The following is a 23,580-nucleotide window of genomic DNA, read 5'->3' as shown; positions in this document are numbered from 1 at the left end:
CGTCCGACGGCGCCCCGACGCCCCGACGCCCGACGCCTCGACGCCTCCGACGACGCCTCGACGCCTCCGACGACGCCTCGACGTGTCCGTCGACGCCTTCACGCGTCCGTCACCACCTCAACACCGATCACGGCAGCAGATCATCCCGGCCGGGGATCAGCCCTTGAGCGGCCGGAACAGGCCCTCCTGCACCACGGAGACCACCAGCTGCCCGCTGCGGTCGTAGATCTGCCCGCGTGCCAGGCCGCGGCCGGCGTGCGCGATCGGGGACTCCTGCTGGTAGAGCAGCCAGTCGTCGGTCCGGAACGGCCGGTGGAACCACATGGCGTGGTCGAGCGAGGCCATGTCGAAGTGGCGTCTGCCCCAGAGGGGCTCCACGGGGGCGCGGACGGCGTCCAGCAGCGTCATGTCGCTGGCGTAGGTGAGGGCGCAGACGTGGATCAGCGGGTCGTCGGGCAGGGCGCCGTTGGTCCGCAGCCAGACGCCACTGCGGGCCTCGACACCGGCCAGCTCCTCCTTGCTCCAGCGCAGCCGGTCGACATACCGGATGTCGAACGGCTGCCGGCGGCTGATGAACGGGGGCAGCTCGCCGAGGCGGGAGCCGACCTCCTCCAGCGCGCTGGGCAGGTCCTCGGGGGCGGCGACCTCGGGCATCGGGTACTGGTGCTCGATGCCGCCCTCCTCGGGGAGGTGGAAGTCGGCGGTGAGGGCGAAGATCGACCGGCCGCCCTGGATGGCCAGCACCCGGCGGGTGGTGAAGGAGCGGCCGTCCCGGATCCGGTCCACCTGGTAGACGATCGGCACGCCGGGCACGCCGGGGCGCAGGAAATAGGCGTGCAGCGAGTGGACGGGGCGCTCGCCGTCCACCGTGCGCCCCGCCGCAACCAGCGCCTGTCCGGCGACCTGGCCGCCGAACGTCCGCTGGAGCGCCTCCTCGGGGCTGCGCCCGCGGAAGATGTTCAGTTCGATCTGCTCAAGGTCCAGCAGTTCGACAAGCTCGTCGACGGGGGTACCCATGCGTGCACTTCCTCTCCGGACGGCCGGTCCGGACGGAGGTCTTCCGCCTGGCCGCCGACGCCCGTGTTCTCGAATTCTCCCGCCCCATCGAATTCTCCAGCGAGCCCGGGCATTCCCGACACCGGGGGCACCTTCCACCGTTCACTCGAACGAGGTCCCACTCTCTCGAACGCCGACGGCGGGCGGCGGGCGGCCGACGGCGGGCGGCGGACCGTTCCCGCAAGCGCTCAGAGACCGGACCGGCGGACGGTGATGTTGAGCCGCCCGGTCAGGCCGAGCGCCGGATCCGCCGTGCCGGGCAGGGTGCGCACCACGCCGTGGTAGGAGAACCGGGACGGGCCGCCGAAGACCAGCAGGTCGCCGCTCTGCAACTCCAGGTCGGTCCACGGACGGGTTCGGGTCTCGGTGTTGCCGAGCCGGAAGACGCAGGTGTCGCCGAGCGACAGCGACACCACGGGGGCGTCGGTCCGCTCGTCGCGGTCCTGGTGCAGACCCATCTTCGCGCCGTGCGGGTAGTGGTTGACGATGGCGATGTCCGGCTCGTAGCCGGCCGCACCCGCGATCTCGCCGGCCGCCCCGCCGTAGGCGTCCGCGACGGCCCGGCGGGCCAACCGGCCGAGCTCCGGCGGGAACGCCTTGACCGGCGTGCCGTCGGCAGCGGTCCGGCGGTAGCCGTACGGAAACCAATGCCACCCCAGGCTGACCATCTGCACGGACATCAGGCCGCCGGTCGGCATCCGGACGGTGTGCAGACCGGCCGGCGGGCGGGCCCACTCCCGGCAGGCGGCGACCAGGCGCAGCTGGGCGGCGGCGTCCAGCCAGCCGGGGACGAGCACGGCGCCGGGCGCGGGCTCGGACCGCTCACGTGACGTGCCGGCGCCGGAGCCCTCGCCGAACAGCTCGCCCTGGATCACCCCACCATCCTCGCGCACCCCTCCGACAAGCGGGACCCGCCACCGCTCACCGCTCCTCCGGCGCCTCGCCGATCATCCCGATCTCCCGGGCGCAGACCGGCCAGGCATCCCACCCCTGCATCCGGAGGATCTCCTCGGCGACGGTGGTCTGCTGGCGCCGGCTCGCAAGGTCGGGCCGGTCGGCGTACCGCAGACCGCCCGCCTCCTCCCAGGTCGGAGGCCAGATCTGCAGCCCGCCGAAATAGCCGTTGCCGGTGTTCGCCTGCCAGTCACCACCGCTCTCGCACTCGGCGAGGTCGTCCCAGACCAGGTCCGCGACGGTCGAGGCGGCCTGGGCCTGCCGACCGGACACCGCGCCTACGGTCAGTATCAGGACAGCGGCGAGCGCGGTGAAGACCCGCGCCGGACTGCCCATACGTACGAAGGATTCACGGCTGATCCCATGAACGCTGAGAAGGCACAGCAGCCGACCCTAGGCGCGCACCGCCCCGGCCCGTCCCGACACGCCGGACACGCCGACGGCCGCTCCCCCGCACAGCGGAGAAGCGGCCGGGCGGACAGTACGTCCGGAGTGGCGCGCCACCAACGAATCGGTCGGCCCCGGGGTCGACCGGACCAGTAGTGGGCCGGCCCAGGGTCCGTCGGATCCTGGGCGGAATGACGCGGGGTCACACGGACCCGCCTTCAGTCCGACCCGCGATCAGTCCGGCCCCGGTCCAGGCCGAGCCCGATCCAAGCCGACCCCGGTCCAGGCCGACCTCGATCGGCTGGATCAGACGGATCAGGCGGATCAGACGGATCAGACAGTCAGGGTCTGGCCCGGGAAGATCAGGTCGGGGTTGCCGCCGATGACCTTGGTGTTGTTGTTGTACAGGGTGTGCCAGTCGATGCCCTTGGCAGCCGCGATGGTGCTCAGGGTGTCACCGGACTTGACGGTGTAGTTGCCACCCGCGACCGGCTGGGCGTCGTTCGAGGTCGCGGCCTTGCCGGACTTCGCGGCGTTGTCGGACTTCCACGACTTGGCGGAGTCCGAGGACTTCGGCGCGGCGACGGCAGCCTTCGGGGCCTCGGCGGCCTTCGGGGCGGCGGTCTTCGGAGCCTCGGCGGCCTTGGGGGCCGGCGCGGCCTTCGGCGCGGCGGTGGCAGCCGGGGCGGCCGGCTTCGCGGCGGCGGAGGTGTCGACGGCGGCGGGGGCGCCACCCTTGGTCAGACCGGCCTTGACGGAGCACACGGGCCAGGCGCCCGGGCCCTGCGAGGCGAGGACCTTCTCGGCGATGGAGATCTGCTGCGCCTTGGTGGCCAGGTTGGCCTGCGAGGCGAAGGCGGTGCCGCCGAAGGCGGCCCAGGTGCTGGAGGTGAACTGCAGACCGCCGTAGAACCCGTTGCCGGTGTTGATGGCCCAGTTGCCGCCGCTCTCGCACTGGGCGACGGCGTCCCAGGTGGAGACGGAGGCGGCGGAGGCCGAGGTGGCCGTGACGAGGCCGGCCACCGGCAGGGCCGCGACAGCGGCGCCCGCCACGACAGCCATCCGAACGCGGTTGCGCTTGGTGACGGTGGAGGTGGTGGCAGCGGCGGACTCGTTACGGAAGGTCATGGGGTTCCTCTCGACAGCCCCGGGCGGGCATGCGGAACCAAGCCCTCGAAGGGGGTCGATTTCGCTCGCCGCGTCCGTCGGGCGGCCGGGCACGTGTCGGACGTGCCGCGCCGCCCTGGCCACCCGCCACGCACCGGGGACCTGTTCGAGCGGTCGCATCGGCGGGCACTGCCGGCGCCGGGTGAACCGGCGGGCTGTGCGTCGGGGGTGAACCCGGGTGGTGCTCGTTGCACCGCCAATGAAGCTACGAGTCGGCAGCCGGGGAACCAAACAACCGGCGGTCTGCCCAGCTCAGGCAGGCGTTACCCACGGTAACGACCATGCAATCGTGCCCTAAATGTCCGATTTAACCGTCATTTCCTAGATCAAACATCTCCGAGCCGTGACCCACCTCACCGCTTCATTCCGGCAGGCCTGTCATCGACATCGACAGATTGCGAGCACCAGAACACGCAGTGCGATCGATTCAGAGGCAATTCCCGTCAGCCTCGGCGCCCACCCGTGACCCCTGCCACAGGGGTCCGTTGGTAAAGGCGGCCGGAATCGGCCACTCGGACAGTCCCGAACAGTCCTGGACGGTCCCGAGGACGGCTCCGAGAACCGAGCCGACACACCGCCCTGACAGACCGACCCGTTTCGCCCACCCGCCCCGGCCCCACCCACCGCCCCGTTCGCACCACCCCGCCCCCACCTCCGCCCCCACCCCCGCCCGCGACAAACCCGACACCCGAGGAGTCCCAGTGCCGCGCATGCTCGACGTCAGCGACGAGGTCCGATCCGAGATCGGCGACGACGAGGCCGACCGCCTGCTCGGCGGCGCCCACGCACCCGACAGCTACGAGTGCACCTCCTGCCGCACCCCCGGCGACTCCCTCCAGGAGCCCACCAGCACCGTGCTGTTCGTCGGCGAGGAGACGGCGGTGCTCGCCTTCGCCCACGCCCGCTGCATCCCCTCCCAGGTGGTGCCGGTCGCCGAGGAGCAACTGGTCGGCGCGGTGCGCAGCATCAGCCAGGCCCAGGGCGACACCCCCGCAGCCACGCCGGCCCTCGCCCCGACCCCGGTCGTACCGGGCCCGGCAGCCCCGGCAGTCCCGGGCGCCGGCCAGCCCGCCCCCGCCCAGCCCAGCGCGCCCGGCCAGGCCGCCATCCTCGGCATCACCTGCGGCCTGGTCCTGCACGGGGACACCGGTCACGCCTCGCTCGTCGTCGAGCCCACCGGGCCGGTCGGCCGTCCGGGCAACACCTCCGGCACCGACGAGTTCCTGGACCTCCTCCAGGACGCCGGCTTCCAGCCCGTCACCGACCTCAACAAGACGCCGGACCAGCTGGCCGGCTGGTCGGTGCTGGTGGCGATGGGCAAGCTGCACGCGATCCTCCAGCCGGCGGCGGCCGGCGGCAGCACCGGCTGGTGGCAGGCGCACCAGCCGCTCCAGGTCACCGACGCCTGGCGGTTCGCCGCCAACCAGCTGACGGAGGTGACGATGTACGCGGTCCCGGCCGGCATGGTCGGCAGGCAGCCGCGCGAGGACCTGCTCCGTCAGGCGCTGGAGCGTGCCGTCGCCCTCGGCCAGGTCGTCGCCGCCTCCCTCCCGCTCGCAGGCACCTGAGCCGCGCCCGCACCGCGCCCGCCGCACCGCATCCGCGCCTGAACCGCTGCGAGCCCTCCCGACCCCGGCCCCCGACCCCGGCCCCCGACCCCCGCCGACGGCCGGCCGGCCGGCCGCACCGATCGACACCCCGATCGATGCGGCCGGCCTCCGGCCGGGCAGGCCCACCCGCATCCCCGGGCGGGTTCACTCGTTGGCCCCTGTGTGTACAGCTACGACGTCTCCGCCTCCCACCGCCGGTCCACCACCGTCCCCCGTGCGATCCCGGGCATGCGCCCGTCGTACGACGCGGAGCACCCCCATTCGGCGACGCCGATCTATGACGAGCTGTACTCCGAGTACCGGCGACTGTTCCGGGCACTGCCCGGTGACCGCTCCGGCGAGGAGAACCTGAGGTTCACCGGGTTCGCCGTCCGGGACAACGGCTATCCGATGCTCGCCGACCCTCGGCCGTACCCGCCGCAGCAGCAGGCGTTCCAGACGTACGCGGGCCAGGCCCTCGGCATCCCCCAGTTCATGCCGAACCAGCAGACCGGCCCGGGCCTCACCGCCCACAGCGGCCACAGCGGCCACAGCAGCCACCCCGCCGCCCACACCCCGCACGGCGGCGCCCAGCACACCCCGGCCAACGCCTCAAACGCCTCCGGCACCTCCAACGCCACCAGCGACGGAACCGGCCACGCCGACCCGGCCGGCCGGCACGACACCCACGGCCACCCGGGCGGACCGGCCGCGCAGCCCGGACACCCCACCCAGGGTGGCCAACCCGCCCAGCCTGCCGCCCAGTTCACCAACGGCCAGGGCTGGGTGGCGGCCGGCTACCTCGGGCCGGTCCCGCACCCGATGCCCGCAGCCACCCCGGCCCCGATGGGCACCGGCAGCGGGCCCGCCACCGTCGGCCGCCACCGCAACCTGCTCTCGCTCCCCCCGGGCCGCAGCAGCGACCACCACTGACCCGAGCCCCGAGCCCGCCGCGCCCACACCACAACGCCACAACGCCACCCAGAGCCCGCAACCCCCGACCCGCACCCCGACGCAGAGAGGGCCCCGCCACCGAAGTGGCAGGGCCTCTCTGCGTCATGTGCGCGCCCCGTCACGGCTTCCGCTGCTCCGGCGCACCCCACGACCTACGCGTCTTCCCGTTACTTCCTCTTGCGCTTCTCGCGCACCCGCACCGAGATCGAGATCGGCGTCCCGACGAAGCCGAACTCCTCACGCAGCCGGCGCTCGACGAAGCGGCGGTAGCCGGCCTCCAGGAAGCCCGAGGCGAACAGCACGAAGCGCGGCGGCCGGGTGCCCGCCTGGGTGCCGAACAGGATGCGCGGCTGCTTGCCACCGCGGATCGGGTGCGGGTGAGCCGCGACCAGCTCGCCGAGGAAGGCGTTCAGCCGGGCGGTCGGGATGCGGGTCTCCCAGCCCTCCAGCGCGGTCTCGATCGCCGGGACGAGCTTCTCCATGTGCCGGCCGGTGAGGGCCGAGACGTTGACCCGGGGGGCCCACTGCACCTGGACGAGGTCGCGCTCGATCTCGCGCTCCAGGTAGTAGCGGCGCTCCTCGTCCAGCTGGTCCCACTTGTTGTAGGCGACGACGACGGCGCGGCCGGCCTCGACGGCCATCGAGATGATCCGGGTGTCCTGCTCGGCGAGGGTCTCGCTGGCGTCGATCAGGACGACCGCGACCTCGGCCTTCTCCAGCGCGGAGGAGGTGCGCAGCGAGGCGTAGAAGTCGGCGCCGGCGGTCAGGTGGACCCGGCGGCGGATACCGGCGGTGTCCACGAACTTCCAGGTCTTGCCGCCGAGTTCGATCATCTCGTCGACCGGGTCACGGGTGGTGCCGGCCAGCTCGTTGACGACCACCCGCTCCTCGCCGGCGACCTTGTTCAGCAGGCTGGACTTGCCGACGTTCGGCCGGCCGATCAGCGCGACGCGGCGCGGGCCGCCGGGGGCGAGGTCGCCGAAGAGCTGCGGCGGGGCCACGGGCAGGGCGGCCATCACGGCGTCGAGCAGGTCGCCGGAGCCACGGCCGTGAAGGGCCGAGACGGGGTAGGGCTCGCCGAGGCCAAGGGACCAGAGGTAGGCGGCCTCGGCCTCGGTGGACGGGCCGTCGACCTTGTTGGCGCAGAGCACGGTCGGCTTGCCGGCCCGGCGGATGATCTTGATCAGGGCTTCGTCGGTGTCCGTCGCGCCGACCGTGGCGTCGACCACGAACAGCACCGCGTCGGCGGTCTCGATGCCCAGCTCGGCCTGGGCGGCGACCATGGCGTCGATGCCGAGGACGTCGATCTCCCAGCCGCCGGTGTCGACCACCTTGAAGCGGCGGCCGTTCCAGGTGGCCTCGTAGCTGACGCGGTCGCGGGTGACGCCCGGCTTGTCCTCGACGACGGCCTCACGGCGGCCGATGATGCGGTTCACCAGGGTGGACTTGCCGACATTCGGGCGGCCGACGACGGCCAGCACCGGCAGCGGCACGTGGCTGCCGTCGCCGAGGCCGTCCACGTCCTCGGGGTCGAAACCCTCCTCGGCGGCGAGCGCCATGAACTCGGCGTACTCGGCGGCGTCCAGCTCACCGTGTCCGGTGGCGGAGTGCTCTGCGGTCATGTTCGTGTTTTCCATTTCCCGGCCCGGCCCTTCCCAGGGGCGTGCCGTGCGTACCTGCCCCGGTCGGGGCAGCGCGAGTACTACGAACGAAGCGCCTCGGTGGCGCCCCGCTTTGGCGCGGCGGTCAGTTGATCATGCCGCGGTCCGGCCCACAGGCCGGACCGAGAGCCGGAGCCGTCGGTCGGTGCCCTTGGCCGGAGCTCACTGCCGGATCCCACGGCCCGACCTCACAGCCGGATCCCACGGTCAGACCGCCGAGAGCCCGGCCCGTTCCTCCACCAGCGCGGCGATCGTGCCGATCACCTGCTCCAGGGTGAGCTCACTGGTGTCCACCAGCACCGCGTCCGCGGCCTGGGTGAGCGGGGCGGTCTTCCGCGAGGAGTCGGCAGCGTCCCGGCGGGCCAGGTCGGCAGCCATCGCGGTGATGGTGGCCTCGTCGACCCCCTTGGCGCGCAGCTCGGCCGCCCGGCGCTCGGCGCGGGCCGCCTCGGAGGCGGTCAGGAAGACCTTGACGGTGGCCTCCGGGAACACCACGCTGCCCATGTCCCGGCCCTCGGCGACGATGCCGCGCTCGGCGACCTCGGCGCAGCCGCGCTGCAGCTCCACCAGCCGAGCCCGCACCGCCGGCACCGCGGCCACGGCGCTGACCTGCGCGGTGACCTCGGGGCCGCGGATCGGACCGGAGACGTCCTGCCCGTCGACGGTGATCGTCGGACCGTCCGCGTCGGTGCCGGAGACGATCACCGGCTTGCCGCACGCGACGGCCACCGCCTCGGCGTCGTGGACGTCGATGTCGTTGGCCAGCATCCACCAGGTCATCGCCCGGTACATCGCACCGGTGTCCAGGAAGCTCAGCCCGAGCCGGGCGGCGACCGCCCGGGAGACGGTCGACTTGCCGGAGCCGGAGGGTCCGTCGATGGCGACGACGACCGGGGCGTGCGCTCGGTCGGCAGTGTCCACGGGGCGAACCTCTCTCTGATCCTGGGGCCCGGCACCTGCGCGGCGTGAATCCGCGCAGCGCGAAAACCGGGGAATGTCTCCCTCAAGGTTAATGGACTGCCGCCGGACCCAGCCCCGCCCGTTCTCCGGGCCCGCCCGACGCCCCGGCAAGCCCCGAGCAAGCCCCTGGCCGAACCCGCCACACCCGCCGAACCGTCCGAACCGTCCGAACCGTCCGAACCCCATCGAACCGACCGCACCGACCGCACCGACCGCAACCGCTCGCCGCCATGGATCAGCCGCGACCCCGGCGGCACCGGTCACCCCGGCGCCGCGCACCGCCCGGGCCCGGCTCAGTCCCGGACGCTCCACCCGCTCGACCGCAGTGCCGCCGTCAACGGCTTCACCGCCGACGGGGCGACCGACAGCTGGACGAAGCCGACCTGCTGGCCGGTCGAGTGCTCGATGTCGACGTCCTCGATGTTGACGCCCGCCGCGCCGACCTCGCCGAAGAGGCGGCCCAGCTCGCCCGGCTGGTCGCCGAGCACGACGGCCACCGTCTCGTACCGGGTGGGCGGCGCGCCGTGCTTGCCGGGGATGCGGGCCTGGCCGGTGTTGCCGCGGCGCATCACGGCCTCGATCCCGGCCGCGCCGGCCTGACGCTCGCCCTCCCCGTTGGCCTGCATCGCGCGCAGCGCGGTGACGGTGTCGCCGAGGTCGGAGGCGACCTCTTCCAGGATGTCGGCGACCGCGCCGGCGTTGGCGGAGAGGATGTCGACCCACATGCCGGGGTTGGAGGCCGCGATCCGGGTGACGTCCCGGACGCCCTGGCCGGAGAGCCTTATGGCCGTCTCGTCGGCGTTCTCCAGCCGGGCGGCGACCAGTGAGGAGACCAGCTGCGGGGCGTGCGAGACCAGCGCGACGGCGCGGTCGTGCGCGGCGGCGTCCATCACGATCGGCATAGCGCCGCAGAGGGCGACCAGCTCCAGGACGGCGTTGAGCGTCTCGGTGTCGGTGTCGGTGGTGGGGGTGAGCACCCAGGGCCGACCCTCGAACAGGTCGGCGCGGGCGGCCAGCGGGCCCGAGCGCTCGCGCCCGGCCATCGGGTGGCTGCCGATGTAGTGGACGGTGTCGCAGCCCAGCGCGGCGACCTCGGCACGCGGCCCGGCCTTCACACTGGCGACGTCCGTGTACCAGCGGGCCAGGCCGCGCCGCTGGCAGTCGGCGAGCACCTTGCCGACCAGCGCGGGCGGCACGGCGATGATCGCCAGGTCCACCGGGCCGTCGGCGGGTTCGGTGGTGCCGGCGCCGAGCGAGGCCGCGGTGCGGGCCGCGTCCGGGTCGGCGTCCTCCAGATGGACGGTCAGTCCGCGGCCGGTCAGGGCGAGCGCGGCGGACGTGCCGATGAGTCCGGTACCGACGACGACGGCAGTGCGCATGACGGGTTGGCTCTCCTCACGGGGCTGGCCTGGACGTGCGCGCCCATCCTCTCGCATCCCCACCGCCCTTGCGGCCACGGCCCGGCAGTGCCCACCGGCCGTCCGCAACCGTTCCGATCGCGTCCCCGTCCCCTTTCACGCACAGGACCGCTCGCACAGGACCGCTCGCACAGGACCTCACCCAGCACGGACGCCGGCCCAGGGACAGGCCCGGGGACAGGCCCAGGGGCAGACACAGAGGCAGGCACACACGTAGGCACGGACGCAGACGCAGGCACGGACGGAGAACCGGGCCCGGACACGGGCCCGGACGCACGGGCGAAATCCGAGGACGCCCACGCCGAAGCGAGGCAGACTGACCGCTCAGGGGGCGGCAGCGCGCGAGTCGGCGCGAGCGGCGCGAACGAAGGGGTAGACCGGGTGAACGATCAGCACAGCACGGACGACAGGGAGCACTCCGACGGACCGGCGGTCCCGGCCCACCCGTCGGTGCTCGACTCCGTCGTGGTCTACGCCTCCGGCGCAGTCTGCCGCCGGCGGGCCCGGGTGACCCTGCCACCGGACGGGCGGCTCCGGCTGACCGGTCTGCCTCGGGTGATCGACGGGCGGTCGCTGCAGGCCCGGGTGATCGACGGCCCGCCCGGCGCCGCCGTCACCGAGGCCCGGCTCGAACCGGTCGCCGAACTCCGAAGCCCCACCGAACTGCCCGAACTGAAGCGGCAGTTGGAGGAGGCCAGGGAGCAGGAGCACGCGGTCCGCGAGCGGCACCGGCTGGTCCTCACCGCGATCGCCGAGACCGCCGCGCTGCGCGCCGTGCCGCCGCAGCGACGACGCGACGAGCCACTGCGCCGGACCCCGGCCGACGCCTGGCTGGAGCTGGCCGAGTTCGTCGACGACCGCCTCACCCGGCTCCACCTGCGGGCCGAGGAGCTGGCCCGGGAGCTCGAACTCGCCGAACACGAGACGGCGCTGCTCACCGACCGGCTGGAGCGCTCGTCCACCGCCGGGCCGGCCCAGCCCGTGGAGACCTCCGTGACCGTCCTGCTCACCCTCACCCCGCCCACCCCCGACGCAGGGGCCCCCACCCCAACCCCCACCGAACTCCACACCGAACTCGACATCGAACTCGAGTACGGCGTCCCCGCCGCCCGCTGGGTACCCGCCTACCGCCTGTCGTACCGGCAGGGCTCGGACACCGGGCAGCTGGTCCTGCGCGCCTCCGTCGCCCAGCGCACCGGCGAGGACTGGACCGGCGTCCGCCTCGCCCTCTCGACCGCCGACCTCGACCGCCGCACCGACCTTCCCCGGCTGCGCTCGCTCCGGATCGGCCGCAGCCAGCCCCCCGCTCCGCCCTCGGGCTGGCGCGAACCCCCGGCCGGCCTCTCGGACCTCTTCGCGGACTACGAGGCGGCCGGCCCCCGCCCCGCGCCCCGGCGCCCGCTCGCCGTCGCCGGAGGCGCCCCGCCGAGTCCCGCGATGCCCGTCGCCCAGGCAGCACCCCGCCCCGCGCGCCCGGGTGGCCGCCGGGCCGTCGAGGCGGCGGGTCCGCCGACCCCCGGCTTCGCCGGGTACGGCGCGCCGCCCCCGCCTCCGCAGCCCGGCGGCCCGATGCCGGCCCCGATGCCGGCCCCGCCGGCGGCCGCGTCGGCCCCGCCCCCCCTCGCCCGCCGGGCCCGCACCACGCGGGCCGCCGCCCCCGCCTGGACCACCGAGGCCCTGGCGGGCGCCGAAGCCCTGGCGGGCGCCGAAGCCGAGGCGGACACCGGGGCGCAGTCCCCGTTCGCTCCCCCGGCCCCCGACGCCGCGCTCCTCGACTACCCCGCCCTGGTCCTGGCCGGACCCGAGGCGTCCGCCGACCACCGCGGCACCCTCCGCCCGCCCTCCGCCGGCCGTCCCGGCGGCGCCCCGTCCCCGGCCGCCACCGCCGCCCGGGCCGTGACCACCCTGCCGCTCCCCCGTCACGCCGTGCCGCCGCGCGTCTCGGCCGGCTCCTTCGACCACCGCTTCGACGCCGCCGCCCCCGCCGACATCCCGTCCGACAGCACCTGGCACACCGTCACCGTCGGCGAGATCCCGCTCTCCGTCCACGCCGAGTACGTCACCGTCCCGGCGGTCGAGGAGACGGTGTACGGCACGCTGGTGCTCGCCAACCGGACCGCGCAGGCCGTCCTGGCCGGGCCGGTCGAGGTCACCGTCGACGGCGAGTTCCTGCTCACCGCGGCGCTGCCCACCCTCGCGCCGGGCGGCACGCAACGGCTCGGCACCGGCGTCACCGAGAGCATCGAGGTCGCGCGCCGCACCGAGCTGCGCGAGTCCACGGCGGGCATGCTGAACAACAGCACCGTGCTCGACCACCGCGTGCACGTGGAGCTGGCGAACCGGCTCGGCCAGGCCGTCACCGTCGAGGTCCGCGAGCGCGTACCGGTCAGCCGCGAGGCCGACATCCGGATCGAGGAGCGGGCCGACTGGCACGCACCCGCCGTGCCGTCCCCGGAGTGCCCGCCCAGCACCCGGCTCTGGCGGGTCGAACTGCCACCGGGCGGCCGGGCCGAGCTCGACGGCGGCTACCAGATCAGAATCCCGGCCGGAAAGGCCATCGTCGGCGGAAGCCGGAGGAACTGAACGATGAGCAGCGAGACCATCCCCCTCCCGGTCACCGCCGTCACCTGCCTGGAGGACCGCAGCCAGGTCGAGCGCACGGTCACCCTCGACCTCGCCGCCGGCGTCCAGCGGCTGCGCCTCGGCCCGATCACCGCCCTCGCCGTCGACCGCACCCTGCGCGCCGAGACCGGCGACCCCGCCACCCGCGTCCTGGACGCCCGCATCGTGCGCGCCTGGACCCCGCGCGCCCCGCTGCCACCCGGCCCGGACGACTCCGCACTGCGCCACCGCGTCCACGAGCTCGACGAGCAGGCCCGCCGCGAGGACCAGCTGCACGAACGCATCCAGGCCCGCCTCGCGCTGCTCGCCCAGCTCTCCGCCGACCTGCTGCGCGAGGTCGGCGAGGGCGCCGGCATCGGCGAGGTCGAGCGGGCCCGCTGGGCGCGCGAGCTGGACCGGGTGGACGCCGAGCGCGAGCGGTACGGCGAGGAGCTGCGGGCCGTCCGCTCCCGGCTGCGCGACCTGGAAGAGCAGCGCTCGCAGGCCCACAACGCGCTCGACCAGGCCGAGGAGGAGCCGGCCGAACTGGTCGCCCACCTGGACCTGACCGTCGAGGCGGGCGACGCCGGCCCGGTCCGGCTGACCGTCAGCCACCTGGTGCCGTGCGCGGTCTGGCGGCCCTCCTACCGCGCCACCCTCGCCGACGGCGCGCTGCGACTGGAGTCCGAGGCCGTGGTGTGGCAGCGCACCGGCGAGGACTGGACGGGCGCCCGCCTCACCCTCTCCACCGCCCGCTCGGCCCTGGCCACCGCCCCGCCCTCGCTCACCGAGGACGTGCTGACGCTGCGCGAGCGCAGCGCCGAGGAGCGCCGCACGGTCGAGGTCGAGCTGCGTGAGGAGGCGATCAGCACGCTCGGCCCGTCCGAGGCGGTGCCGGGGGTGGACGACGGGGGCGAGGTCCGGGTGCTGCGCGCCCCCGCACCGGCCACCGTGCCGTCGGACGGCCGGGCGCACCGGGTCCCGCTGGGCTCCTTCACGGCTCCGGCGAGCAGCGAGTACGCGTGCGCTCCGGAGCTGTCCCCGCTGGTCACCCAGGTGGTCCGGTTCCGCAACGCGGCCGGGCACGCGCTGCTCGCCGGGCCGGTCGAGCTGGTCCGCGGCAGCGGCTTCACCGGCCGCGGCGAGCTGTCCTTCACGGCCGTGGGCGCAGACGCCGAGCTGGCGTTCGGCAGCTCGGACGGATACCGGGTGGTCCGTGAGACCGAGGAGCGTCAAGCCACCGCCGGCCTCACCCAGCGCTCGGTGACCACCCGGACGGTGCGGCTGCACCTCTCGCGGTTCTCCGGCCCCGAGGAGCGGGACGAGCAGCTGGTCACGGTCCGCGAACGGGTCCCGGTCTCCGAGGTGTCGGCGGTCGAGGTGCGGCTGCGCAAGGAGGAGTGCTCCCCCGCCCCGGACGCCTTCGACGCCGAGGGCATCGTCCGCTGGGACCTGCCGCTCGGCCCGGGTGCACGCCGGACCGTCACGCTGGTCTACGAGGTCTCCGCGTCCGCGAAGGTGGCGGGCCTGTGACCGCTGCCACGACCCGCCGTCCTGACGGCCGCTCAGGAACTGGCCCGGCCACAAGCCCGGGTACAAACCCTGGTCCGACCGGAAGCTCGGGTACAACAGGAACATGATCCTGCACCTCGCCCCCCTGGACGACTGGCTGGCCGACCCCGGCCGGCCGTACGCCACCGCCTCGCTGCTCACCGACGGGTTCATCCACTGCTCGGCGGACGAGCAGACGGCGCTCGCAGTGGCCAACGCCTTCTTCGCCGACGCCCGCGAGCCACTGATGGTGCTGCTGATCGAGGAGGCGCTGGTGGAGCCGATGGTCAAGTGGGAGGCTTCGAACGGCGCACCGCCGCCCGGTGCCACGCCCGGCGTGCTGTTCCCGCACATCTACGGCCGGCTGAACCGGTCCGCCGTGGTCGGCCTGGAGAAGGTCGAGCGCGGACCGGACGGCCGCTGGGCGAGCCTCACCCCCTGGAGCTGACCGGCGCACTCCGTCCGAACCCGGCCCCGCCCTCAGTCGACTCCCTCCGGAACCGGCTCCACCCCGGAACCGGCCCCGTACCCGAACCCGACGCCCGGGACCCGACGCCCGGGACCCGGCCCCGGGGACCCGCCGCCCGGGACTCGCCCGTCCTCAGAGCCAGCCCCGCTCCCGGGCCGCCATGCCGGCCTGGAAGCGGGTGGTGGCGCCCAGCTCGCGCATCAGGCTCTGCAGCCGGCGCTGGGTGGTCCGGGCGCTCCAGCCGAGGGAGCGGGCGATCGACTCGTCGGTGAGGCCGGCCGCCAGCAGGCCCAGCAGCTTGCGGTGGTCGGCCTCCGGCTCCAGCGCCCCCTCGGCCGCGCCGAGCGCGGCCTGGAGCTGGACGGCGCGCTCCCACTCCGCCTCGAAGAGCGTGTCCAGCGCCTGGAGCAGTGCGGACGGGTGGATCACGTAGGCGGCGTCGAGCACGCTGTCGCCGACGCTGATCGGGATGATCGCCATCCGGTCGTCCGACATGATCATTTTCATCGGCAGCACCGGCCGGACCCGCGCCTCCTCCCCGTCCGCGACGCCGACCAGGATGTTCTTCTCCAACCGGCCCGGCCAGGCGACGGCCTCCCGGTCGTAGATGGTCCGGAACCGCAGCCCCTCCTTCATCCGCTGCCGCTGCAACGGGATGTTGGCCACCGGGTCCTGGATGTACGGGGGGCAGTCGAAGCCGCGCACCTGGTACTGGCTGGTCTCGGTGATGTGTTCCAGCCGCTGGGCGATCGCCTCGCCGCCGGTCAGGACCTCGACCGAATGCGCCGGGTCGGTGTAGCGCGAGGCCTCCCGGAAGGCGTCCATCAGGCGGTGCATCTCGGCCCGGGCGTGCCGCAGTTCGGACTCCCGGTGGCCGATCAGCGTACCGATCGCGACGTCGGGGGCGACCGGCAGGAACCGGTGCCGGTCCACGGGCGCCCGGGTCGCCATGCCGTGCTGCGCCAGCCGGTCCAGCGCGCGGATGCTCTGCTGGAGGGTCAGCCCGCAGCCGGCCGCGAGGTCCTCCGCCGTGGACTGCGGATTGGCCACCAGCGCCGCGTAGACCTGTCCGTCCGGCACGGCCAGTCCCAGTGCGCTGAGTGGTGCATCGGACACGACGCCGCTCCCCCGTCTCGCCCCTCGTCCGCGCCGAAGTGGCGCAGTCCCGCCACCCGGCGGGTCGTGGTCAGGTGGCAATCCTCGGCCACGGATCATGACGCTGACAAGGCGATGACCAGGCGATGCGTCCTGGCTCACAGCAGAACCCGCCGAACGGCGTGAGGGCCTCCCCGCCACTCGGCGGGGAGGCCCTCAGGACACGGCATGACGCCACAGGCACAGCAGCGCCGCGGCGGCGTCGCCCGAAGCGCCCGAATATGCAGACCGGTCTACCGATCTATGCCGACCGGGTCTACAGACACGAGGCAGGCGCCGGACGGCGGACGGCCCGCAGAATATGCCGACCGGTCCACCTAAATATGCCGACCGGTCTACAGACCGACCTCGTGCATCAGCTGGCCGACCTCGGGGTTGGTCAGACGGCGCAGCCAGCCGGACTTCTGGTCGCCCAGCGCGATCGGACCGAAGTGGGTGCGGACCAGCTTCTCGACCGGGAACCCGGCCTCGGCCAGCATCCGACGGACGATGTGCTTGCGACCCTCGTGCAGGGTCACCTCGACCAGGTAGTTCTTGCCGACGTTGGAGACCACCTTGAAGCTGTCGGCGCGGGCGAACCCGTCCTCCAGCTCGATGCCCTGCGCCAGCCGCTTGCCCAGGTCGCGCGGGATCGGACCCTGGATGGCGGCCAGGTAGGTCTTGGTCACGCCGTACCGCGGGTGGGTGAGACGGTGGGCCAGCTCGCCGTGGTTGGTGAGCAGGATGATGCCCTCGGTCTCGGTGTCCAGGCGGCCGACGTGGAACAGCCGGGTCTCCCGGTTGGTCACGTAGTCGCCGAGGCACTGGCGGCCGTCCGGGTCCTCCATGGTGGAGACCACACCGGCCGGCTTGTTCAGCGCGAAGAAGAGGAACGACTGGGTGGCGACGGTCAGGCCGTCCACCTTGATCTCGTCCTTCTCCGGGTCGACCCGCTTGCCCTGCTCGGTGACCCGCTTGCCGTTGACCTCGACGCGGCCCTGCTCGATCAGCTCCTCGCAGGCCCGACGGCTGCCGATACCGGCACGCGCCAGCACCTTCTGCAGGCGCTCGCCCTCGGGCTCGCCGAAGGTCTTGGGAAGCTTCACGGCCGGCTTGTCGTGCCGGGCCAGCACCGCGTCCTCGATCTTGGCCTGCAGCTCGCGCGAACGCTGCGGCTGACGGCGCGGGTCGCCCGGGGCGCCCTGGCCCTCACGGCGCGGACGCGGGGCCGGGCCGGGACGACGGCCGGTGTAGCCGCCACGGGCGGGGGTGGCGTTGGGGCCGCCGCCGTACTCGGGGCGGTCGTAGCGACGCTCCTCGGGCCGCAGCGGGCGGTCCGGGTAGCGGCGGTCGTCACGCCGGTCGTCCCGGCGGTCGTAGGAGCCGGAGCCGCCACGCGAACCCGAGCCACCGCCGTACGACCCGCCCCGCGCGGAGCCGGAACCGCCGCCGTACGAACCGGAGCCGCCACGCGAACCCGAGCCACCGCCGTAGGAGCCGGAGCCGCCACGCGAACCCGAACCGCTGCCGTACGAACCCGAGCCGCCACGCGAACCCGAACCGCTGCCGTACGAACCCGAGCCGCCACGCGAACCCGAACCGCCGCCATAGGAGCCGGAGCCCGACCCGCCACGCGAGGAGCCCGACCCGCCGCCGTACGAACCCGAGCCACCGCGCGAGGAGCCGGAGCCACCGCCGTACGAGCCCGAGCCACCGCGGCCGGAGCCGCTTCCGCCCCCGTAGGAGCCGCTGCCGCCCCGGCCCCCGCCCTGTCCGCCACGACCGCTGCCGCCGCCGCTGCTGTTCCTGCCGTTGCCACTGCTACGCATCAAAGTGTCCGTACGTCGTTTTCCGTCTGGGCTGTGCGGTCGTTTCGGCCGACCTCACCGCCCCCTACCGATCAGGCGCAGCCCGATCGGCCTCGCCACTGCCGCCCGCGGCCTGCACGGCAGCGGCGGCGACCGCCTCCGCGATCATCGTGCCCTCCAGGGACTCCGCTTCCACGTCGTCGACCTCGGGCAGGAAGGGAGCGAGCTCCGGCAGCTCATCCAGGCCGCGGAGCCCCATCCGTTCCAGGAAGTAGTTCGTCGTCCGATACAGGATCGCACCTGTTTCGGGCTCGGATCCGGCCTCTTCCACCAGTCCTCGCTGTACCAGGGTACGCATCACGCCGTCACAGTTCACACCACGGACGGCCGAGACCCGCGATCTGGACACCGGCTGACGGTAGGCGACGACCGCCAGCGTCTCCAGCGCGGCCTGGGAGAGCCGGGCCTGCTGGCCGTCCAGGACGAACCGCTCGACGGCCGGCGCGCACTCGGTCCGGCTGTAGAACCGCCACCCGCCGGCGACCAGCCGCAGGTCGAAGCCCCGGCCCTGGGCGGTGTACTCGGCGGAGAGCTCACGCAGCGCCTCGGCCACGTCCGCCCGGGGCCGCTCCAGCACGGACGCCAGGTGGGCCTCGCCGGCCGGCTCGTCGACGATCATCAGAATCGCCTCCAGCTCCGCCTTCAGCCCGAGGCCGGGCTCCTCCTCGGACAGAACCTCGCCGGCACCGGAAGTCGTCGGGGCCGACTTCTGGTGCACGACCAGCATCTCGACCCGAGCCTGCTCGCCGGCTACCGGCCCACCGGCCGCCGACCCCCCGGCCACCACCTCGTCGAGCCCACCCTCGTCGAGCACCCCGTCACCGGGTACCGCGTCACCGGGTACCGCGTCACCGGGCATCACCACACCGAGCCCCGGCGCCGGCTCCAGCCACTCCTCGACCCGCGGCCGCCCGGGCACCCCGAGCGGACGCCGCGCCGGCCGCCCTCCGGCATCCGTCCCGGACGTCATCGCTCCTCCTTCTGCGGCCCGACCCGCTCCAGCCCGACCCGCTCCAGACCATCCCCCCGCGGCCCACCCGGCTCCGGCCCGCCCCGCCCCGGCCCACCCGGCTCCGACCCACCCCGTCCCGGCCCGCCCGGCTGCTCGCCCGCCGGCCGGTCGAACTCGTCCGTCACCTCGACCGCGCCCCGGTCCGCCTCGGCCACCCACCGCACCAGCAGCTCCCCCAGCGCCTCCGGCTGCTCGAAGGCGAGCACCCGCTCCCGGTACAGCTCCAGCAGCGCGAGGAACCGCGCGACCACGACCAGGTTGTCCGGCGCGTCCTCGACCAGCCGCTGGAACGAGGCCTCGCCCAGCTCGGTGAGCAGCCCGACCACCAGCCCGGCCTGTTCACGGACACTGACCGGCGGGGTGTGGATGTGGTCGACGTAGACGACCGGCTCGGGCTTCGGCGCCATGGCCCTCGCCGCCAGCTGCGCGAACCGCTCCGCCCCGATGCTGATCACGACCTCGGGCAGCAGCTGCGCGTGCTCCGGCTCCAGCCCGGCGGTCCGCGGCCGCCGGAGCAGCTCGGCGGCCCAGCGCTCGCCGAACACGGCGGCCGCCCGCTTGTAGGCCCGGTACTGCAGCAGCCGGGCGAAGAGCAGGTCGCGCGCCTCCAGCAGGGCGAGGTCCTCCTCGTCCTCGACCTCGGCGGCGGGCAGCAGCCGCGCGGCCTTGAGGTCGAGCAGGGTCGCGGCGATGACCAGGAACTCGGTCGCGGCGTCCAGCTCCCAATCCGGGCCCATGGCCCGGATGTACGCCATGAACTCGTCGGTGACCGTGGCCAGCGCCACCTCGGTGACGTCCATCCGGTGCTTGGCGATCAGGCTCAGCAGCAGGTCGAAGGGGCCTTCGAAGTTGTCCAGCCGCACCCGGAAGCCGCCCCGCGACTCATCGGCGGGCCCGACGGTCCCGGCGGCGGCGACGGAGGGTTCGGGGCTGCTCGGCATGACGGTCCATCTTCACCCGGCCGCGCCGCCCGCCCCACGCCGGGGCCACCGACACGCCGCCCGCAACCTCGGCACACACCCGGGTCCGACCGCGGGGCGCAGCCGCAGGGCGCCACCGCCCGCCGCAGCAGAGAGCAGAGAGCAGAGAGCAGAGAGCGCACCGGACCTGGCGCGCAGGGCCCAGCGCCCGACAGACGCCCCCAGGGCAGCCCGACCCCTGCAGGCGGCTCAGCGCCCCCGCAAAGAGCCCTCAAGCGGCCGCACAGCACCCGCAGGCACAAAGCCACCCGCCACAGCACCAACAGCACCCGCGCCCACCCGCAAGCGCCGCTCAGGCACCCACTCGGCGCCCGCTCGGCACCCGTAGGCGCCGGCTCAGCGCTCGCGCATCAGCGCCCGCGCAGCCGCCGCACCAGGATGCTCGCCTCGCCCCGCTGCTCCAGGTCGGCCAGCACCACCGCGATGGCCTCCCGGACGATCCGGCCGCGGTCCACCGCGAGCCCGTGCTCCCCGCGCAACACCAGGCGGGTGTGTTCGAGGTCCATCAGTTCCTCGGCTGACACGTACACGGTGATCTTCTCGTCGTGCCGCTCCCGCCCGCTCGGGCGGCGCGGTGCCCGGCCACGCGGACGGGGGCGTCCCGCGCCGCCCGCCTGCTCCTCGGCGGCACCCGCGTGCTGGCGCGGCCCCGGCGCGGCGGCCCGGCCGCCCTGCACCGTCTTCCCGGCCTGCGCGGCACCCGCCGCACCCGCCTGCCCGGCACCGGCTCCCTGGCCGGCTCCCTGGGCACCGCCCGGCTGCGCCGGACCGGGTACCGACACTCCGGCCGGCGCCGTGCCCGGCATACCGCCCGAGACGCCCGGCGCGCCGACCGTCGACGGCCGGCGCTCCTCGGCGCCGCCCTCGGCGTCCTCGGCACCGTCCGCGCCGGCGCCGGTGCCGCCGGCACCGTTGACGGTCCGTGCGGTCTCCGGTCTGGGAGCCTCGGCGGCCGGACGCGGCGCGAGGGACGGCGACAGCGCCATCCCCCCGGTGGTCCGGAACAGCTCGTCGGCACCCGGGAGACTCACTCGGCGGGGCGGCACCGGTCGAGCACCTCCCTGGCGAGCTGACGGTAGGCGGCGGCACCGACCGAGTTGGTCGCGTACGTGGTGATCGGCTCGCCGGCGACGGTGGTCTCCGGGAAGCGCACGGTCCGCCCGATGACGGTATGGAAGACGTGGTCGCCGAACGCCTCGACGACCCGGGCCAGCACCTCGCGGCTGTGCACGGTGCGCGAGTCGTACATGGTGGCCAGGATGCCGTCCAGGCGCAGCTCGGGGTTGAGCCGCTCGCAGACCTTCTCGATGGTCTCGGTGAGCAGCGCGACGCCGCGCAGGGCGAAGAACTCGCACTCCAGCGGGACGATGACGCTGTGAGCGGCCGTCAGGGCATTGACCGTCAGCAGGCCCAGCGAGGGCTGGCAGTCGATGATGACGTAGTCGTAGTCGGGCAGCAGCGGCTTCAGGGCGCGCGCCAGCGCGGACTCCCGGGCCACCTCGCTGACCAGCTGCACCTCGGCGGCGGAGAGGTCGATGTTGGACGGCAGCAGGTCCATGCCCGGCACGGCCGTCTTCAGCAGCACCTCATCGGCCGTCAGGCCCCGCTCCATGAGCAGGTTGTAGACGGTGACGTCGAGCTCCATCGGGTTGACGCCGAGGCCCACCGAGAGCGCGCCCTGCGGGTCGAAGTCGACGAGCAGCACGCGGCGGCCGTACTCGGCCAGCGCCGCGCCCAGGTTGATGGTCGACGTGGTCTTGCCGACGCCGCCCTTCTGGTTGCACATCGCGATGATCTGCGCGGGGCCGTGCTCGGCCACCGGCGCGGGGATCGGGAAGTACGGCAGCGGACGGCCGGTCGGGCCGACCCGCTCGCGGCGCTGGCGCGCGGCGTCGGGGGCCAGCGTGGCGGCGTACTCCGGGTCCGGCTCGTACTCGGCGTCCGGGTCGTCGTAGGCGCCGTAGGCGAACTCGCCGTAGGCCAGGCCGTGGGCCGGCAGATCGGCGTCGTAGTCGGTCACCGTGGTCACCTGTGCTGTGTTCTGGCGTGCTTCGAAGGTACGGAGTGCGACCGAGCCGACCTCGGCCGAGCCCACGGTGGCCTGCCGGGCCCCGGACTCCTCACTCGGCTGGCCGGCGGTGTGCTCCGCCAGTCCTGGCTGACCACCCCCGGGAGCAAATGTCGACTCATTCACAAGTCGTCTTACCTCCTTGGGCATCCAGGACTCTATGTCGATTCGTCAGCGTGGCAGCATGCCGACGGTTTGCGACTCTAGGCCGTTCAAGGCGTTCGCAGCAACACAATCCACGGTAGTGGGCAGGATGTGTCGACTATCGGGCATCCCTCTGTCAAGGGATGCGCGGGCCCTTGACCCTAACGTTTCTGCGGTCGGGTGACGCGACCCACAGAAATTGACGACAGAGCGACCCACCCACGCAACCACCCGTTCACGGGCATGCCGAAGCCCCCGACCCCAGGATGGGGCCCCTCCTGTCCGCCGACGGGGAAGGAGGGAGGGTCGGGGGCCTGCGGGCCGCCCCGCGGGGAGCGGCCACGGTCGGTACGGGCCTGCGCCTGCGAGGGCGCGGACCCGTACCGACCCGGGAGGACGAGATCAGACGAGGATGCTCTCCAGGGAGACCGACTCCAGGCCGAAGGCCTCGGCGACGGCACCGAAGGTGATCTGGCCCTCGTGCACGTTCAGGCCCTTGGCCAGGGCCGGGTCGCGGCGCAGCGCGTCCTTCCAGCCACGGTTGGCCAGCTCGACGACGTACGGCAGCGTCGCGTTGGTCAGCGCGTAGGTGGAGGTGTTCGGGACGGCGCCCGGCATGTTGGCCACGCAGTAGAAGACCGAGTTGTGGACCTGGAAGGTCGGCTCGGCGTGCGTGGTCGGGTGCGAGTCCTCGAAGCAGCCGCCCTGGTCGATGGCGATGTCGACGAGCACGGAGCCCGGCTTCATGCGGGAGACCAGCTCGTTGGTGACGAGCTTCGGGGCCTTGGCGCCCGGGATCAGCACGGCGCCGATCACCAGGTCGGCGTCCAGGACGGCCTTCTCCAGCTCCAGGGAGTTGGAGGCGATGGCCTTGATCTTGGTGCCGAAGACCTTGTCGGCCTCGCGCAGCTTGTTGATGTCGCGGTCGAGCAGGGTCACCTCGTAACCCATGCCGATGGCGATGGTGGCCGCGTGCCAGCCGGAGACGCCACCGCCGATGACGACGGCCTTGGCCGGGTGGGTGCCGGGGACGCCGCCGGGCAGCACGCCGCGGCCGCCGGCCGGGCGCATCAGGTGGTACGAGCCGACCTGCGGGGCCAGCCGGCCCGCGACCTCGGACATCGGGGCGAGCAGCGGCAGGGCGCCGTTGGCGAGCTGCACGGTCTCGTACGCGATCGCGGTGGTGCCGGACGCGACCAGCGCGTCGGTGCCGGCGCGGTCGGCCGCCAGGTGCAGGTACGTGAAGAGGGTCTGGCCCTTGCGCAGACGGTGGTACTCCTCAGCGATGGGCTCCTTGACCTTCAGCAGCAGGTCGGCGGTGGCCCACACCTCGTCGGCGGTGGGGAGGATGGTGGCGCCGGCGGCCACGTACTCCTCGTTGGGGATCGAGGAGCCGACACCGGCGTTGTCCTCGATGTAGACCTCGTGTCCGTTGCGGACCAGCTCATGCACGCCGGCGGGCGTGATGGCCACGCGGTACTCGTGGTTCTTGACCTCGCGGGGGATGCCGACCTTCACGGCTAAACACGTCCTCTTGCCATGGGGGTCCCTACCGGAGAAGACCGGCGGGCGACGCGCACGTGGGGAGACCTCCGGAAGACACCGGG

General features: G+C 73.8%; 19 protein-coding genes. 5 read left to right on the top strand and 14 right to left on the bottom strand.

Going from position 1 to position 23,580, the window contains the following annotated elements:
- Positions 1 to 156: 156 nt before the first annotated feature.
- The 4 genes from ACZ3YO_RS32595 to ACZ3YO_RS32580 form a co-directional block, all read right to left on the bottom strand.
- On the bottom strand, positions 157 to 1,017 hold the full coding sequence (locus ACZ3YO_RS32595) for an acyl-CoA thioesterase (RefSeq protein ID WP_396323578.1): 861 nt from the start codon (positions 1,015 to 1,017) through the stop codon (positions 157 to 159).
- Positions 1,018 to 1,244: 227 nt separating this feature from the next.
- Entirely contained in the window at positions 1,245 to 1,928 is a 684-nt protein-coding gene (locus tag ACZ3YO_RS32590) for an alpha-ketoglutarate-dependent dioxygenase AlkB family protein (RefSeq protein WP_465576775.1), read from the bottom strand.
- 49 nt (positions 1,929 to 1,977) lie between these two features.
- Positions 1,978 to 2,346, bottom strand: a complete 369-nt coding sequence (locus tag ACZ3YO_RS32585; RefSeq protein WP_465576599.1) for a transglycosylase family protein — start codon at positions 2,344 to 2,346, stop codon at positions 1,978 to 1,980.
- A gap of 384 nt (positions 2,347 to 2,730) precedes the next feature.
- The gene (locus ACZ3YO_RS32580; protein ID WP_465576596.1) at positions 2,731 to 3,525 is read right to left on the bottom strand and encodes a transglycosylase family protein; all 795 of its coding nucleotides are present in this window, start codon (positions 3,523 to 3,525) and stop codon (positions 2,731 to 2,733) included.
- Between the two features lie 740 nt (positions 3,526 to 4,265).
- On the opposite strand from ACZ3YO_RS32580, the gene ACZ3YO_RS32575 reads away from it, so the two are divergent.
- Both ACZ3YO_RS32575 and ACZ3YO_RS32570 read left to right on the top strand, forming a co-directional pair.
- Positions 4,266 to 5,132 carry a hypothetical protein gene (locus tag ACZ3YO_RS32575; protein WP_465576593.1) on the top strand — a complete coding sequence of 289 codons (867 nt, stop codon included), beginning with the start codon at positions 4,266 to 4,268 and terminating at the stop codon, positions 5,130 to 5,132.
- A 204-nt stretch (positions 5,133 to 5,336) separates the two neighbouring features.
- Entirely contained in the window at positions 5,337 to 6,086 is a 750-nt protein-coding gene (locus ACZ3YO_RS32570) for a hypothetical protein (protein ID WP_465576591.1), read from the top strand.
- 188 nt (positions 6,087 to 6,274) lie between these two features.
- On the opposite strand, the gene der is transcribed toward ACZ3YO_RS32570, so the two are convergent.
- From der to ACZ3YO_RS32555, 3 genes are all read right to left on the bottom strand, one after another.
- Positions 6,275 to 7,729, bottom strand: a complete 1,455-nt coding sequence (der, locus tag ACZ3YO_RS32565; protein ID WP_465551383.1) for a ribosome biogenesis GTPase Der — start codon at positions 7,727 to 7,729, stop codon at positions 6,275 to 6,277.
- 246 nt (positions 7,730 to 7,975) lie between these two features.
- On the bottom strand, positions 7,976 to 8,689 hold the full coding sequence (gene cmk, locus ACZ3YO_RS32560) for a (d)CMP kinase (RefSeq protein WP_465576587.1): 714 nt from the start codon (positions 8,687 to 8,689) through the stop codon (positions 7,976 to 7,978).
- A 332-nt stretch (positions 8,690 to 9,021) separates the two neighbouring features.
- The gene (locus ACZ3YO_RS32555) at positions 9,022 to 10,107 is read right to left on the bottom strand and encodes a prephenate dehydrogenase (RefSeq protein ID WP_465576584.1); all 1,086 of its coding nucleotides are present in this window, start codon (positions 10,105 to 10,107) and stop codon (positions 9,022 to 9,024) included.
- A gap of 420 nt (positions 10,108 to 10,527) precedes the next feature.
- Here ACZ3YO_RS32555 and ACZ3YO_RS32550 point away from each other — a divergent pair, with 420 nt between their 5' ends.
- The 3 genes from ACZ3YO_RS32550 (at position 10,528) to ACZ3YO_RS32540 (ending at position 14,746) form a co-directional block, all read left to right on the top strand.
- Complete coding sequence (locus tag ACZ3YO_RS32550) at positions 10,528 to 12,729, top strand: DUF4139 domain-containing protein (protein WP_465576581.1); 2,202 nt, start codon at positions 10,528 to 10,530, stop codon at positions 12,727 to 12,729.
- Positions 12,730 to 12,732: 3 nt separating this feature from the next.
- Positions 12,733 to 14,280 (top strand): mucoidy inhibitor MuiA family protein, encoded by a 1,548-nt coding sequence (locus ACZ3YO_RS32545; RefSeq protein ID WP_465576578.1) that lies wholly within the window; start codon positions 12,733 to 12,735, stop codon positions 14,278 to 14,280.
- A 103-nt stretch (positions 14,281 to 14,383) separates the two neighbouring features.
- Positions 14,384 to 14,746, top strand: a complete 363-nt coding sequence (locus ACZ3YO_RS32540) for a DUF952 domain-containing protein (protein ID WP_465576576.1) — start codon at positions 14,384 to 14,386, stop codon at positions 14,744 to 14,746.
- A gap of 153 nt (positions 14,747 to 14,899) precedes the next feature.
- On the opposite strand, the gene ACZ3YO_RS32535 is transcribed toward ACZ3YO_RS32540, so the two are convergent.
- The 7 genes from ACZ3YO_RS32535 to ald form a co-directional block, all read right to left on the bottom strand.
- The gene (locus tag ACZ3YO_RS32535; RefSeq protein WP_465551393.1) at positions 14,900 to 15,883 is read right to left on the bottom strand and encodes a TrmB family transcriptional regulator; all 984 of its coding nucleotides are present in this window, start codon (positions 15,881 to 15,883) and stop codon (positions 14,900 to 14,902) included.
- A gap of 374 nt (positions 15,884 to 16,257) precedes the next feature.
- Entirely contained in the window at positions 16,258 to 17,730 is a 1,473-nt protein-coding gene (locus tag ACZ3YO_RS32530; RefSeq protein ID WP_465576572.1) for a pseudouridine synthase, read from the bottom strand.
- 64 nt (positions 17,731 to 17,794) lie between these two features.
- Positions 17,795 to 18,388 carry an SMC-Scp complex subunit ScpB gene (scpB, locus tag ACZ3YO_RS32525; protein ID WP_396325842.1) on the bottom strand — a complete coding sequence of 198 codons (594 nt, stop codon included), beginning with the start codon at positions 18,386 to 18,388 and terminating at the stop codon, positions 17,795 to 17,797.
- Between the two features lie 347 nt (positions 18,389 to 18,735).
- Positions 18,736 to 19,722 (bottom strand): segregation and condensation protein A, encoded by a 987-nt coding sequence (locus tag ACZ3YO_RS32520; RefSeq protein WP_465576569.1) that lies wholly within the window; start codon positions 19,720 to 19,722, stop codon positions 18,736 to 18,738.
- Between the two features lie 389 nt (positions 19,723 to 20,111).
- On the bottom strand, positions 20,112 to 20,792 hold the full coding sequence (locus tag ACZ3YO_RS32515) for a hypothetical protein (RefSeq protein ID WP_465576566.1): 681 nt from the start codon (positions 20,790 to 20,792) through the stop codon (positions 20,112 to 20,114).
- Entirely contained in the window at positions 20,789 to 21,856 is a 1,068-nt protein-coding gene (locus tag ACZ3YO_RS32510) for a ParA family protein (RefSeq protein ID WP_374106126.1), read from the bottom strand. The genes ACZ3YO_RS32515 and ACZ3YO_RS32510 overlap by 4 nt, the downstream gene beginning before the upstream one ends.
- A gap of 519 nt (positions 21,857 to 22,375) precedes the next feature.
- Positions 22,376 to 23,491, bottom strand: a complete 1,116-nt coding sequence (gene ald, locus ACZ3YO_RS32505; protein ID WP_396325827.1) for an alanine dehydrogenase — start codon at positions 23,489 to 23,491, stop codon at positions 22,376 to 22,378.
- Between the last annotated feature and the right edge of the window lie 89 nt (positions 23,492 to 23,580).

The sequence above is a fragment of the Kitasatospora sp. NPDC022785 genome (genome assembly GCF_055561295.1).
This window is presented reverse-complemented; position numbering and strand designations above follow the sequence as displayed.

Coding starts and splice junctions, on each gene's coding strand:
- ACZ3YO_RS32540 (WP_465576576.1), top strand. CDS start 14,384: ATGATCCTGCACCTCGCCCCCCTGGACGACTGGCTGGCCGACCCCGGC.
- ACZ3YO_RS32595 (WP_396323578.1), bottom strand. CDS start 1,017: ATGGGTACCCCCGTCGACGAGCTTGTCGAACTGCTGGACCTTGAGCAG.
- ACZ3YO_RS32580 (WP_465576596.1), bottom strand. CDS start 3,525: ATGACCTTCCGTAACGAGTCCGCCGCTGCCACCACCTCCACCGTCACC.
- der (WP_465551383.1), bottom strand. CDS start 7,729: ATGACCGCAGAGCACTCCGCCACCGGACACGGTGAGCTGGACGCCGCC.
- ACZ3YO_RS32555 (WP_465576584.1), bottom strand. CDS start 10,107: ATGCGCACTGCCGTCGTCGTCGGTACCGGACTCATCGGCACGTCCGCC.
- ACZ3YO_RS32545 (WP_465576578.1), top strand. CDS start 12,733: ATGAGCAGCGAGACCATCCCCCTCCCGGTCACCGCCGTCACCTGCCTG.
- ACZ3YO_RS32520 (WP_465576569.1), bottom strand. CDS start 19,722: ATGCCGAGCAGCCCCGAACCCTCCGTCGCCGCCGCCGGGACCGTCGGG.
- ACZ3YO_RS32585 (WP_465576599.1), bottom strand. CDS start 2,346: ATGGGCAGTCCGGCGCGGGTCTTCACCGCGCTCGCCGCTGTCCTGATA.
- ACZ3YO_RS32530 (WP_465576572.1), bottom strand. CDS start 17,730: ATGCGTAGCAGTGGCAACGGCAGGAACAGCAGCGGCGGCGGCAGCGGT.
- scpB (WP_396325842.1), bottom strand. CDS start 18,388: ATGATCGTCGACGAGCCGGCCGGCGAGGCCCACCTGGCGTCCGTGCTG.